At 69.0% G+C, this 12,984-nt stretch carries 12 protein-coding genes; 4 read left to right on the plus strand and 8 right to left on the minus strand.

The genetic code is table 11. The features are described 5' to 3' along the window. Nucleotides 1-460: helix-turn-helix domain-containing protein (locus tag JNL41_RS16905; RefSeq protein ID WP_293476983.1), on the plus strand; the 460-nt coding region annotated here is incomplete at its 5' end. Here the strand turns inward: JNL41_RS16905 and JNL41_RS16910 are convergent. Both JNL41_RS16910 and JNL41_RS16915 read right to left on the minus strand, forming a co-directional pair. Further along, nucleotides 412-1,662 carry an acyl-CoA dehydrogenase family protein gene (locus JNL41_RS16910; protein ID WP_293476985.1) on the minus strand — a complete coding sequence of 417 codons (1,251 nt, stop codon included), beginning with the start codon at nt 1,660-1,662 and terminating at the stop codon, nt 412-414. The genes JNL41_RS16905 and JNL41_RS16910 overlap by 49 nt on opposite strands. A 55-nt stretch (nt 1,663-1,717) precedes the next feature. Continuing rightward, on the minus strand, nt 1,718-3,517 hold the full coding sequence (locus tag JNL41_RS16915) for a DUF3604 domain-containing protein (protein ID WP_293476987.1): 1,800 nt from the start codon (nt 3,515-3,517) through the stop codon (nt 1,718-1,720). A gap of 70 nt (nt 3,518-3,587) precedes the next feature. Here JNL41_RS16915 and JNL41_RS16920 point away from each other — a divergent pair, with 70 nt between their 5' ends. Beyond that, a complete protein-coding gene (locus JNL41_RS16920; RefSeq protein ID WP_293476988.1) occupies nt 3,588-6,119 on the plus strand; it encodes a TonB-dependent receptor in 2,532 nt (843 codons plus the stop codon). Nucleotides 6,120-6,161: 42 nt separating this feature from the next. Here the strand turns inward: JNL41_RS16920 and JNL41_RS16925 are convergent, their stop codons facing one another. The 3 genes from JNL41_RS16925 to JNL41_RS16935 are packed head-to-tail and all read right to left on the minus strand — an operon-like array spanning nt 6,162 to nt 8,784. Then, on the minus strand, nt 6,162-7,526 hold the full coding sequence (locus JNL41_RS16925) for an ATP-binding protein (protein WP_293476989.1): 1,365 nt from the start codon (nt 7,524-7,526) through the stop codon (nt 6,162-6,164). Between the two features lie 56 nt (nt 7,527-7,582). Continuing rightward, nucleotides 7,583-8,296 (minus strand): response regulator transcription factor, encoded by a 714-nt coding sequence (locus JNL41_RS16930; protein WP_293476991.1) that lies wholly within the window; start codon nt 8,294-8,296, stop codon nt 7,583-7,585. Further along, nucleotides 8,293-8,784, minus strand: a complete 492-nt coding sequence (locus JNL41_RS16935; protein ID WP_293476993.1) for a MarR family transcriptional regulator — start codon at nt 8,782-8,784, stop codon at nt 8,293-8,295. Before JNL41_RS16935 ends, JNL41_RS16930 begins: the two co-directional genes overlap by 4 nt. A gap of 89 nt (nt 8,785-8,873) precedes the next feature. Here JNL41_RS16935 and JNL41_RS16940 point away from each other — a divergent pair, with 89 nt between their 5' ends. Further along, nucleotides 8,874-9,761 carry a branched-chain amino acid aminotransferase gene (locus JNL41_RS16940; RefSeq protein ID WP_293476995.1) on the plus strand — a complete coding sequence of 296 codons (888 nt, stop codon included), beginning with the start codon at nt 8,874-8,876 and terminating at the stop codon, nt 9,759-9,761. Between the two features lie 50 nt (nt 9,762-9,811). On the opposite strand, the gene JNL41_RS16945 is transcribed toward JNL41_RS16940, so the two are convergent. From JNL41_RS16945 to JNL41_RS16955, 3 genes are all read right to left on the minus strand, one after another. Beyond that, nucleotides 9,812-10,213, minus strand: coding sequence for a hypothetical protein (locus JNL41_RS16945; protein WP_293476997.1), 402 nt, complete (start codon nt 10,211-10,213; stop codon nt 9,812-9,814). A gap of 110 nt (nt 10,214-10,323) precedes the next feature. Then, nucleotides 10,324-10,698 (minus strand): dihydroneopterin aldolase, encoded by a 375-nt coding sequence (gene folB / locus JNL41_RS16950; RefSeq protein WP_293476999.1) that lies wholly within the window; start codon nt 10,696-10,698, stop codon nt 10,324-10,326. Then, on the minus strand, nt 10,695-11,423 hold the full coding sequence (locus JNL41_RS16955) for an SDR family oxidoreductase (RefSeq protein ID WP_293477000.1): 729 nt from the start codon (nt 11,421-11,423) through the stop codon (nt 10,695-10,697). The genes folB and JNL41_RS16955 overlap by 4 nt, the downstream gene beginning before the upstream one ends. A gap of 308 nt (nt 11,424-11,731) precedes the next feature. Here JNL41_RS16955 and JNL41_RS16960 point away from each other — a divergent pair. Beyond that, nucleotides 11,732-12,984, plus strand: a 1,253-nt coding sequence (locus JNL41_RS16960; protein ID WP_293477001.1) for an aldehyde dehydrogenase family protein, incomplete at its 3' end; no start/stop codon positions are given.

Here is a 12,984-nt window from a genome sequence, read left to right on the forward strand (position 1 = left end):
CTGGTTCGACGAAGCGCTGCAGGCCGCGCTGAAAGCGGCTGGCTGGTCTCCGGTTTCGCGCGCGCAGTCCCTCCTGTTCGCGAACGTCTCGGCCGGCGTCCACCGTCCCTCGCGTCTGGCGGAGAACCTGGGTGTCAGTCGGCAGTATATCAGCCAGATGGTGGCCGAACTGGCGGCGAAGGGCCTGTTGGAGGTCGGCCCGGATCCGCAGGACGGGCGCGCCCAGATCGTCACCTTCGGAACATCCGCGATCCCCCTGCGCGACGCCGCCTTCCAGGTGTTGCAGCACTTGGAGTCGGAACTGCGCTCGCGGATCGGCGAGGTCGACTTTCAGGGGTTGACCGCGGCGCTGGCCCGCGACTGGGGCCAGCCACCCGGGGTCGAGGCTCCGCCGAACCCCGAGCGGCCGGCTCAGGTCAAGGCGGTATTGGGCGGCAGGCCGACCAGGGCGCGGCCCTGAAGCTCCAGCGCCAGGTCCATATCGTAGACGACGTGGCTGGCCATCACGTTCACGTCGCGGAGTGCGCGCTGCAGCGGATTGTCCAGCGCGTGCGCGCTCGAGCCTGACCCTTCGCAGACCTCGCGGATGGCGCGGCGGCACGCCTCCATCACCCAGGCGATCTGGACGCGAAGATGGATGCGCTGTTCGGCCGTGGAGGGGCGGCCCTGGCCCGCCAGGGCCATCACCTGGCGCGCGGCGTCGCGCAGCAGCGCTTCGGCCGCACGGGCCTCCATGTCGGCGCGCGCCAGACGCATCTGCGCCGCGGGCTTCTCGCCCTGCTTCGTCGTGGTCCCGTGCAGGATGCGCACGTCGAGCCGCTCGCGAAACGTCGCCACCGCCGAACGGGCGAGGCCGACCGCCGGGATCGCCGCCGTGATGCCGAGGAAGGGCAGCATCGGCATGCGGAACAGCGGATTCTCATGCAACGCCGCACCGGGTGCGCACCCCTCGCGCATCAGTCCCATGTCGATCACCCGGTGTTCCGGGACGAAGAGTTCGTGAGTGGCGATGTCGTTCGAGCCGGTGCCGGCCATGCCGTCCATCTGCCAGGTGTCGATCACCTGGGCGTCGGCGGCCGGGAATGCGAAGAACAGCATCCGCGGCGGCGCTTCGCCCGGGATCATCCCCGTGGCCAGGATCCAGTCGGCGTGCATCACCCCGGTGCCCCAGCGCCAGCGCCCGGTCAGGCGATAGCCCCCCGGCGCGGGCTCGGCGCGGCCGGGCGGCATCGTGACGCCGGGAGCGATCACATAGGGCCAGCCCCCGCCGAAGATCTCGTCCTGGGCCGCCTTGGAAAACTGCGCGAGCATCCAATTGTGCTCGACGCAGAACGAGGCCACCCAGCAGGTGGACGCACAGCCCTCGCCCAGCGGCAGGATGACGTCGATGAAGGTGTCGAGATCGAACTCGAGCCCGCCATAGGCCTTGGGCACGAAGTGGTAGAAGATCCCGCTGTCCCGCAGCGCCTGCCAGACGCTGTCCACCGGACGGCGCAGGCTCTCGGCCTCCGCGGCGTGGGCGGCCAGCAGCGGCTTCAGCTTCCACGCGCGCGCCACCAGTTCCGCGGGCGTCAACGCATCGAGTTCGGCGCGGCTGAGCCAGTCGCCGCCTGCGGGGATACGGCGGTCCGCCTCGCGCTGCGCCGGCCGGTCATCTGCCATCCTGCTGTCCTTCCCACACATCCTGCGTCACGGCTGAGGCGGTCCAGGTCATGGCTCAGCCCGGCGCGTACCAGATCGGGGACGCCCAGGCGCGCTCCTCGACCATGCGGTCGGCCCCCGGGAACTCGGCGCAGCGTCCGGCCTTGCGGCACTGCACCGCCGACCAGCGCGGCGTCGGCGCCTGGATCACCCGCGCGTACCAGTAGGCAGACTGGCGGGCGTCGAAGGCGGGGTCTCGCCAGACTGCGCAGGCGCGAATTCCTTCGCCCTTGCCTCGTGTCCAGATGGCCTCGACTCGCTCGTCGAAGCCTCCATCCGCGCGGGTGGAGCCCTTGACGATCTCGATGCGGTCGATGGGCGTCTGGTCGGCGATGGCCTCCACGCGGAAGGCCGGCGTGGGCGTACGGCCAGGCAGCATCCCGCCCATGGGCGTCGCGGCGCGGAGGTTGCGCCCGTCCGTGGGGCTGCAGTTCAGCGCCGTCGCGGTGGAGGCGGCGTGGAAGCGAAGCGCGATCCGCGGCCCGCTGCTGGCGTACACCTCGCGGCGACGCAGCGCGTCGAAGATGGCGGCGCGGGTGTTCTGTTCCGCCCAGACGCCGACCACGCCGCCGGGGTTGAAGTCCAGGCGGCTCATGTTGCGATCGAAGTCGCCGAGGCCGAACACCGTGCCCTGCCATTCGTTCTCGTCGACGAAGCCGCCGAGGCCGGTATGGGTGTCGGTCGATCCGACAAAGCCCACCTGCAGCGGGTTGCGCCCCGTCTTGGCCCGGGCCAGCAGGCCGCGCCGCAGCAGGCCGCGGGCATAGGTCGATCGGGCCTTCTCCCACTCCGCCTCCGTGAAATCGGCGGCGGGTTTCGGCCGGCCGTGAGAAGTGACATAGGCCTCGAACGTGCAGTCCTTGCTGGTCAGCCGTTCGCCGTAGGGCGGCAGGCACTCGCTGGCGCCCTTTTCCTGGATCACCTCGACCAGCCGCTCATAGCGCGCGCGCAGGGCGAGTTCGCTCTCGTCCTCGGTCTCGACATCGAAGCTCAGGCCGTCTCCCATGTCCATGTTGTGCGGAATGGCGACGGCGTCGCATCCGTCCTCGGGGCGGCACAGGCGGCTCAGGGCGTCCCACAACTGGGCGGCGCGGGGATAGCGAATGTAGTCGACCGGGATCGGCGTGACCTTCTCGCTCCGGAAGATGACATTGCGGTGGTTGTGCGCCGCGCCGGGCGTGCCCGACCATTCGAAGCCGACAAAGGCGGTGAAACGGCAGGGTTCGTTCGCGCTGTTGGCCTGGCTCTGCACCCGCGCCCACTGGCCGTCCCGCGCAACCTCGCATTGCTTGGGGTCCTCGCGGCACAGTTGCGTGGGCTGGGGCGCGTCCAGGGTGATGGTCGGGTTGACATAGTCGCGGAAGATCCGCGCGCCGGTGCTCGGGCTGCTCTTCGCGCGGATGTCCTTGCAGACCGGATTGTCCGAGAAGGTGGGGTCGCTGCAGATGTACATCACGTCCAGCCATTCGGCGTGATCGGTCACCGCCATGAAGTCCAGCGGACGCGCCAACTGAACCGGCCCGGAGGATAGCTGGACGCGTTGACCCTTGCCGAAGCGGAAGGCGTCGGCGGGAGTCTGCAGCGTGCCGTAGCCATAGGCGTCCAGCGAATAGGCCGTGTGGACGTGCAGGTCGCCCCAGTAGACGTGCTTCAGGCCGGTCTCGGCGCCCGCGCAGGGCGCCTCACGGGCCACGGAAGCCGGCGCCGCGGGTGGATGGTCCACCGAGCAGCTCAGCAGCGGGACCGTCAGCACCGCCCAGAGCGCCGCCCGTCGCCACAGCCGAGCCGCCACGTCCCGAAGGTGACAGTCCGTCATCCGCGCCCCCTGCCGCTAAGCGACGGCGAAGTTCCGCGCGCAGGACCAGTTAGTCAATGTACCTGACGAATTGTTCGTCAGCTTAATTGACAAAATTCGGCTAAAGCATAGCTTTCTAACGAAGCTGTCCGTCGAGACAGCACGAGATGAGCGGCCAGCCTGCCGCCCCTGCGGCGGGCTGTCGAAGAAGCGGGCCTTCACGGTCCGCCGGCCGCCAGGGGGAGAGAGGATGTCCTTGACGACAAGATCGCCGTATCGCCTGTCGCTCGCGCTCGCCATGGCGCTGTCCGCCGGCGCCGTTGCGACGCCGAGCGTCTCGCGCGCTGCCGACAAGCCCGCCGCCGAGAAGGGCGACCTCGCCGTCGAAGAGGTGGTCGTCACCGCCCGCAAGCGCGAGGAGAACCTCCAGGACACGCCGATCGCGATTACGGCCGTGGGCGGGGCGCAGTTGCAGGCCCGCGGCGCGGTGGACCTGACCGTCATCGAGACGATCGCGCCCAACGTCCACTTCTCCGCCAGCCAGCCGACCTCGGGCCTGTCGGGCGCCACGGCGGTGTTCATCCGCGGCATCGGCCAGCGGGACTTCACGATCAACATCGACCCCGCCGTTGGCATCTACTTCGATGGCGTCTACGTGGGCCGGTCGATCGGCGCGCTTATGGATCTGGTCGATATCGAGCGCGTCGAGGTGCTCCGTGGACCGCAGAACACGCTCTTCGGCCGAAACACCATCGGCGGCGCCATCAACGTGATGACGAAGTCGCCGAGCGAACAGTTCGGCGGGACCCTGAAAGCCGGCGGCGGTCAGAACGACTACCGCGAGCTTTCGGGAAACATCAACCTCCCTATCTCCGACCGGATGCGCCTGAGCCTGGGGGCTTTCTATCGGCATCAGGACGGCTTCGTGAAAGCCCTGCAGTACAAGGACCTGAAGCTGGGCGAGGACGATGTGAAGGGCGCCCGCTTCAAGATGAAATTCGACGTGACCGACAAGATCGGTTTCGAGATCGCCGGCGACATGGCCCGCAATCACAACACCACCAGCGCGGTCGTGCCGATCCGCCTGAACAACCTGCTTCCGGTGGGAACGACAGGCACCGGTCCGTTCAACACCGCCTTCAACAACAGCCTCGCGCTCTCGGGTGACGCCGCTTGCCGCACCACCGCCGGCCAGGCCACGAACCCCAAGTGCTTCGGACCCGTGTGGCTGCCAGGGTCGAGGTTCGCGTCCAACGCTGTCTTCACCGACCGCTTCGGCGCCAAGGTTGATCCGAACAACCAGCTCGACACGAACGGGATCAGCGCCACCATCACGGCCAAGACCCCAATCGGCCAGTTCAAGGCGATATCGGCTTACCGCGATTTCAACGCGGTCACTTACAACGACGTGGACTTCACGCCATACCTGCTGTTCGCCAATAGCCACCCAGAGTTCTCACAGAATCAGTTCTCGCAAGAGCTGCAACTGGTCGGGTCGACGGCCGGAGACAAACTCGACTACGTCGTCGGCTATTACTATTTCGAGGAGCGCGGGCTCGAACGCATCTACAATCAGGTGATCACGGCGTTCAACGCGACGACCAATCCGGGTGCGCTGGCGCAGGACATCTACCGCAACATCGACAACCACTCGCACGCGGTCTACGGGCAGGCGACGTGGCGCCTCACCGATGCGATCAGCGTCACGGCCGGCGCGCGCTACACCGAGAGCACCAAGCGCTTCAAGATCAAGAACATCCTGCCGACGGGCGCGGTGGATGGCCCGTACCGGGGCGCCAAGAAGTTCGACAAGGTCAATCCGACCGCCACTCTGGGCTGGAAGCCGAACGAGGCGTCCTACGTCTACGCCACCTATTCCGAAGGGTTCCGCGACGGCGGCTACGCGGCGCGTTTCCTCGGCGTGCTGCCGGCGATCCTGCCTTCGTACGACCCCGAGACCGTGAAGGCCTATGAGATCGGATCGAAGAACCAGTTCTTCGACAACCGCCTGCGCCTGAACGTGGCCGCGTTCCGCACCGACTACCGCGACCTGCAGGTGGATGCGACGGTGCCGCCGGCGCTGCAGATTTCGCAGGCCTCCACGATCCTCAACCTGGCGCAGGCCCGCATCCAGGGCGTGGAGGTGGAGTTCGACGGGCGGCTGACCGACTGGCTGCGAGTCGACGGCGCCGTAGGCTATCTGGACTCGGATATCCGCTCGGTGCTCGGCGGACGCGTGCTCTCCGGTGCGTATGGCATTACGGCCGCTTCTGAATTGCCCTTCTCGCCCGAATGGACCGGGAACCTTGGGGTGACAGCGACCGCCAAGGTGGCCGACCAGGGCCGCGCCATCGCACGCCTCGACTGGAGCTATGTGGACAGCCAGTACTCCGGCATCGAAAACAACGGCGAGATCAAGCTGCGATCGCGCAACTTCCTCAACGCCTCGCTGCGCTACGTCCCCGACCGGGGCCGTTGGGAGGCCGCGCTGGTGGTCAAGAACCTGGCGAACGACCGCTACTTCAATCAGATCGTCAACATTCAGGCGCTGAACTCGACGTTCGGCGCGCCAGGGCGACCGCGCACTGTCTATGCCACGCTGACCTACCGGTTCGGAGACTAGCGGGCGGGCGGACGTCCGCTGCCACCTGCTGAGACCTCACGACTAGCCCGGGAGCCGGACGACGGCGCGCAGGCCGCCCAGCGGCGAGCGGTCCAGCGTGATGTCGCCGCCGTGCCCGCGGGCCACGTCGCGGGCGATGGCGAGACCTAGGCCGACGCCCTTGGTGTTCTGGTTGCGGCTCGCGTCGAGGCGGGCGAAGGCCTTGAACGCCTCCTCGTGCTGCTCGGCGGGGATGCCCGGCCCATCGTCGTCCACGGTGATCTCGACGGCGGCGCCGGACACGCGCTGCGCCGATACTTCCACACGTTCGCCGTGGGCGGCCGCGTTCAGCACCAGGTTGGCCAGCGCCCGCTTCAGCGCATTGGGCCGCGCGGTGGCCTCGAGGTCCGGATCGGCCCGCACCGTCACCTGCGCCCCCAGCGCGCGCGCGCCCTCGCTCACCGCCTCGATCAGCGGCCGCAGGCGCAGCGTCTCGGCCGCCTCGCCGCCCTCGCCACGGGCAAAGGCGAGGTACTCGTCGACCATGTGCTCCATCTCGGCGAGATCGCGCTTCATCTCGGCCGTGCGCTTGTTGGGCTCGGACAGCGCCAGCGCCAGCTTCAGGCGGGTCAGCGGCGTGCGCAGGTCGTGGCTGACCGAGGCGAGCAGGGCGGTGCGCTGCTCGATGTGGCGCTGGATGCGGCCGCGCATGTCGAGGAAGGCGTTGGCGGCTGCCCGCACCTCCCGCGCGCCGTGCGGCTTGAACGCGGGCGCGTCATGACCCCGCCCGAACGCCTCGGCGGCGCTGGCCAGCCGCTCGATGGCGCGCACCTGGTTGCGGATGAAGAGCAGGGCGACGGCCGTCAGCAGCACCGTGGCCACCGTCATCCAGAGGACGAAGATGTGGCCCTGGGTCGCGAAGGCCCGCTCGCGCGGCGCCAGCACCCGCATCACGCCGCCCTGCACGCCCACGCGGATGTCGACGTAGGCCGGGTAGCGGGTGGTGTCGAACCAGAAGGGGGCGTCCAGCCGCTCCGACAGCGCGCGGTCCAGCGACCGGTCTATCGGCGCGAAGAAGGCTTCCAGCAGCACCGGCGGATCGCGCCGCTTGAGCGGCAGCCGGCGCCCCGGCTGCAGGGCGATGGAGAGGCCCATGGAATCCTCGGCCCGCTGCGAGAGCCTGGCGAAGCTCTCCGGGCCAGGGTCGTCCTTGTAGGTTTCCACAGCCCAGGCGATGTCGCCGGCCAGGCCCTCCGAGAGCCGCGCCGTCACCGTCTGCCAGTGAGCGTCGAAGAACACGTAGGTGACGGCGATCTGCATGAGCGCCACCGGCAGCACGATGATCAGCAGCGAACGCGCGAACAGCGTCGCCGGCAGCCGGCGCTTCAGCCAGCGCACCAGCACCTTGCCGGAGGAGGGGAGCTTCATCCTACCTTCTCTGCGCAGCGGGGGTGCTGGAGGGGGCGAGCCTCAGGCACGGTCATCTAGTCCGGCGCCAGGCGGTAGCCGACGCCGCGGACGGTCTGCAGGTAGCGCGGGGCCTTGGGGTCGTCCTCGATCTTGCGCCGCAGCCGCGTCACCTGCACGTCGACGGCGCGGCCGGACGGGTCGACCGAGCCGCGGGCCAGTTCCAGGCGGTCCACCGCCTCATGCGGGGTGCGGGCGAGCTGGCGCAGCAACGCGACCTCGGCCTCGGTCAGGCGCACGGGCTCGCCGGCGTTGGTGAGTTCGCCCCGATCGGCGTCGAAGGCGCAGCGGCCCAGCGACAGCGACCCGCCCGCCGGCTGTGGTCGGGCGTCTGCGGCGCGGCGCAGGATCGCTTCGATGCGCAGGAGCAGCTCCTCGGGCTCGAACGGCTTGCCGAGGTAGTCGTCGGCGCCCAGCTTCAGGCCCTCGATCCGGTCGGCGGACTCGGTCTTGGCGGTCAGCATCAGCACCGGCGTCCGGCCGGACACGCCCCGTTGGTCGCGCAGCCAGCGGGTCAGCGAGAAGCCGTCCTCGCCCGGCATCATCACGTCGAAGACGGCGAGGTCGAAGTCCAGGGTCGAGAGCAGCCGCCGCGCCGGGGCGCCGCCCGCCGCGGCCGTCACGCGGAAGCCGGCGCGGGTCAGGTATTCCTTCAGCAGGTCGCGGATGCGGTCGTCGTCGTCGACCACCAGCAGGTGCCGGGTGCGCGGCGGCGCGTCCGAGAAGCTCATGGGCGTCCTCCGCCAGGACCCGGACGCCGCGTCCGCGCCCCGGCCATCGCCGCCAGTATGGCGCGCGCGCCTGCCACCCCGTCCAGTCCGCCCGTGCGGTAGGCCCGCGACAGCACGTTGCGCAGGCGCTCGCCGATCGCCGCCTCGAACGCGGCGCCCCGCGCGGTGAGTGCGGCGCTCCGCCGCCGGCCGTCCAGGTCGTCGGCCTGCTTCTCGACCAGCCCCTTGCCTTCGAGGTCGACTAGGATGCGGCTCGTGGCCTGCTTGGAGAGGCTGGTGAGGTGGGCCAGCTCCTGCACGCCGATGCCCGGGCGGCGGCGCAGCAGGAAGGCCGCGCGCCAGTGCGACCGGCCAAGCCCGAGGCCCTCTGCCGCCAGCCCCTGGTCGACCGCGGCCCACAGCGAAGCCTCCGCCAGCAGCATCAGTTCGAGCCCGGCGTCGAGCTCGTCCTCATGCAGGATCAGGCGCGGATCGGCGGGGCCACTCATGCGCGGGTGGCCCTTGCCGGGGTCAATTCGTTTGACGTGGCCGCGAACGGCGGGTTCAAGGAACCCCTGCGAAAGGAGGTACTCCGCAAATGTCTCTCGTTCCCTTCGATGACCGCGACGGATGGATCTGGCTGGACGGCCAGTTCGTGGCCTGGCGCGAGGCGAAGGTTCACGTACTCACCCACGGCCTGCACTACGCGTCGGCCGTGTTCGAAGGTGAGCGGATGTATGGCGGAGAGATCTTCGAGCTGACGGCGCATACCGAGCGACTGTTCAAGTCCGCGGAGATCCTGGACTTCGAAATCCCGTTCACGGTGGCCGAGATCGACCAGGCCTGCAAGGACGTCTGCGCCAGGAACGGCCTGACCGACGCCTACATCCGCCCGATCGCCTGGCGCGGCTCGGAGATGATCGGGGTCTCGGCCCAGAACACGAAGATCCACGTCGCGGTCGCCTGCTGGGACTGGCCGTCCTACTTCTCCCCCGAGGAGAAGGCCAAGGGCATCCGTCTCACCTGGGCGAAGTACAAGCGCCCGAGCCCGGAAACCGAGCCCGTCCATGCGAAGGCCACCGGCCTCTACATGATCTGCACCATCTCCAAGCACGCCGCGGAGAAGGAAGGCTACACCGACGCGATGATGCTCGACTACCGGGGCTACATCGCCGAGAGCACCGGCTCGAACGTGTTCTTCATCAAGGACGGCGTGATCCACACGCCGACGCCCGACTGCTTCCTGAACGGCATCACCCGTCAGACGGTGATCAAGATCGCGAGGAAGAAGGGCTTCGAGGTGATCGAGCGCCACATCAAGCCCGAGGAGCTCTCGACCTTCTCTGAATGCTTCGTGGTGGGCTCGGCGGCCGAGGTCACGCCCGTGGCCGAGATCGGCGAGTACCGGTTCCGGCCGGGCAACATCTCGCTCAGCCTGATGGACGACTACGCCCGCCTCGTGCGGCGGGAACTCGTCGACGCTTGATTAGACAAGCGCATCGCCCGGCTCGCGCAGGGCGATGACGCCTTTGGCCGTTACGCCAGCACCGCGTACGGGCGCGGGTGGGGCTCGCCGCGGCTCAGGTAGACCAGGCCGACGATGCAGCGGACGCCGAACCAGACGGCGGGGACCGCGCAGATCAGGCCGGCCAGGCCCCAGAAGGCGAAGCCGATGCCGATGATCGTCAGCGGCAGGCCGACCACCCAGAACACCACGGCGACGACGAGCGAGGCGACCGTCAGCAGCAGGAAGCCCCAGAAGGTGCGGATCAGGTAAGTGTAGTGGGTGCGCATCTCAGGACCGGCGGTCCCCTGCTGCGCGTGGGCGATGACGGCGCCGATGATTGCGGTCAGGCCGGCGGTGGCGAAGCCCAGCAGGTAGAGCGCGTAGCACACCGCGGGCATCGTCTTGTCTTCGGTGCGATAAAGGTCGGTCATCGTAGGTTCTTTGGTCCTCCACGCCCGGAAATCGGGCTCCCACGCAAAGAGATGGCCCCAGCGGTCGGCGGGTGGAAGATGTAACTGCGTTACAAATTGGACACCCGGCTTCAGCCCCGGGCGAGCACGATCTCCACGCCGGCGCCGACGGCATGCGGCGCCAGCGCCAGCGGCTTCTCGATCCGGACGCGGGCGCGCGTGACGCGGACGTCCCGGAGACACGCTTCCGCCAGCCGGTGGGCGAAGGTCTCCACGAGGTCGATGTGACCGCCGCCGGCGAGATCCTGCGCGGCCTGCAGGATGGTCTCGTAGTTGACGGTCTCGACGAGCCGGTCCGACGCGTTGGTGGGGACGTCGAGTTCGACGTCGACGATCAGCGGCTGCACGCGGCCGATCTCGTGACGGTAGACGCCGATCTGGGCCTGCACCTTGAGGCCGGTCACGAACACCTTGCTGGCGGTCAGATCTCCCGGGGCGGGGGTCATGAGAGGTGCTGGCCCGAGTCGACGGCGATCATCTGGCCGGTCACGGCCCGGGCGTCGATCAGGTAGCGCAGGGCCGCTGCGATCTGGTCCGGCGACGAGGGGCGCCGCATCGGGGTGCTCGCCACCTCGGCGTCGAACGCCGCCTGGTCCTGGTGGATCGAGGGCAGGGTCGGCCCCGGCCCGATGCCGTTCACGCGGATGCGCGGCGCCAGCGCCTGCGCCAGCATGCGGGTCGCGTCCCAGAGCGCGGTCTTCGACAGCGTGTAGGAGAAGAAGTGGGCGCCGGGCCTCAGGACCCGCTGGTCCAGCACGTTGACGATCTGGCCCTCGCGGTCGGCGGGCAGCCGCCGGGCGAACACCTGGCTCAGCACCAGCGGCGCGCGCAGGTTGGTCTCCATGTGGAGGTCCCAACTGGCGCGGTTCATGTCGGCGAAGGCGTCTTCCTCGAACACCGAGGCGCAGTTGACCAGCAGCGTGACCGGGCCGAGCTCGCCCTCGGCCTCGCCGACCAGGGCGACGGTTTCGCTTTCCTTGCGCAGGTCGCAGGTGACGATGCGGGCCTTGCGGCCCCGGGCGCGGACCTCGCCCGCGGCCGCCTCCGCGTCGTCGTCGACGGCGCGGACGTGGATGGCGACGTCATAGCCGGCCTCGGCGGCGGTCGCCGCCAGCACGCGGCCGATCCGCCGCGCGCCGCCCGTCACCAGTGCTGCGCCGCGGCCGGCCACGGGATGGGTCGCCTCAGTCGAGGCGGCCGAACTCGAAGAAGTTCAGCGCCGCCATGACGGCGAGGAACGCGAGGATCATGTAGATGCCGCTCATGCGGGCCTCCGGGAACTGTCGGTCCGGGCTTTAGCGACCGCCGCCCGCCGCCGCAAGGTTCCTGGGCCGCAAGGCTTCGGTCGAAACGCGCAACTTCGCGCGCTTCCGCGACGTGGGGGGCTTCCCACCTTAACGCCGATCACTAAAATGAGCGTTTGACGGGTGGGGCGTGCGCGCGCCTCGATCCCCCCAAACGAGAAAGACGGAGGACGTCATGCGCGAGTACCTCAAATTCTACATCGACGGAAAATGGGTCGACCCGGTGGGCGGCCTCAAGACGCTCGACGTCGAGAACCCCGCCACCGAACAGGTCGCCGGCAAGATCGCGATGGGCTCCGCCGCCGACGTGGACGCCGCCTGCAAGGCCGCCCGCAAGGCGTTCGACGGCTGGAGCCAGACCAGCCGCGAAGAGCGCCTGGAAGTCCTGGGCCGCATCCTGGCCGAGTACCAGAAGCGCTTCGGCGACCTCGCCACCGCGGTGACCGAGGAAATGGGCGCCCCGGCCTCGCTGGCCCAGCGCGCACAGGTGCCGATCGGCATGGCCCACCTGGCCACCACCACCGAGGTCCTGAAGGCCTTCAAGTTCGAGGAAGACCGCGGCCCGACGATGATCGTCAAGGAGCCGATCGGCGTCTGCGGCTTCATCACCCCCTGGAACTGGCCGCTGAACCAGATCGTCTGCAAGGTCGCCCCGGCCATCGCCACGGGCTGCACCATGGTGCTGAAGCCTTCGGAAGTGGCGCCCTTCAGCGGGCACATCTTCGCCGAGATCATGCATGCGGCGGGCGTCCCGGCCGGCGTGTTCAACCTGGTGCATGGCGACGGGCCGACGGTGGGCGCGGCGATCTCCAGCCACCCGGACGTCGACATGGTGTCGTTCACCGGCTCCACCCGCGCCGGCATCGAGGTGGCCAAGGCGGCCGCCCCGACCGTCAAGCGCGTGGCCCAGGAACTGGGCGGCAAGAGCCCGAACATCGTCCTCGACGACAGCGCCTTCGCGAAGGGCGTGGGCCGTGGCGTCGCCACCATGATGACCAACTCGGGCCAGTCCTGTAACGCGCCCACCCGCATGCTCGTGCCGAAGACGCGGATGGACGAGGCGATCGCGGTGGCGCGGGAAACCGCCGCCGGCGTCACGGTCGGCGACCCGAACGGCAACAGCCAGCTCGGCCCCGTCGTCTCCAAGGTGCAGTTCGACAAGATCCAGAAGCTGATCCAGGCCGGCATCGACGAGGGCGCCACCCTCGTGATCGGCGGCACGGGCCGGCCCGACGGGCTGGACAAGGGCTACTACGTGAAGCCCACCGTCTTCGCGAACGTCACCAACGACATGACCATCGCCAAGGAAGAGATCTTCGGTCCGGTGATCTCCATCCTCGGCTACGACAATGTCGAGCAGGCCATCGATATCGGCAACGACACCGAGTACGGCCTCGCCGCCTACGTGCAGGCGGAAGACCTGGAGAA

This window comes from Phenylobacterium sp. (genome assembly GCF_016793285.1).
GTDB lineage: Bacteria > Pseudomonadota > Alphaproteobacteria > Caulobacterales > Caulobacteraceae > Phenylobacterium.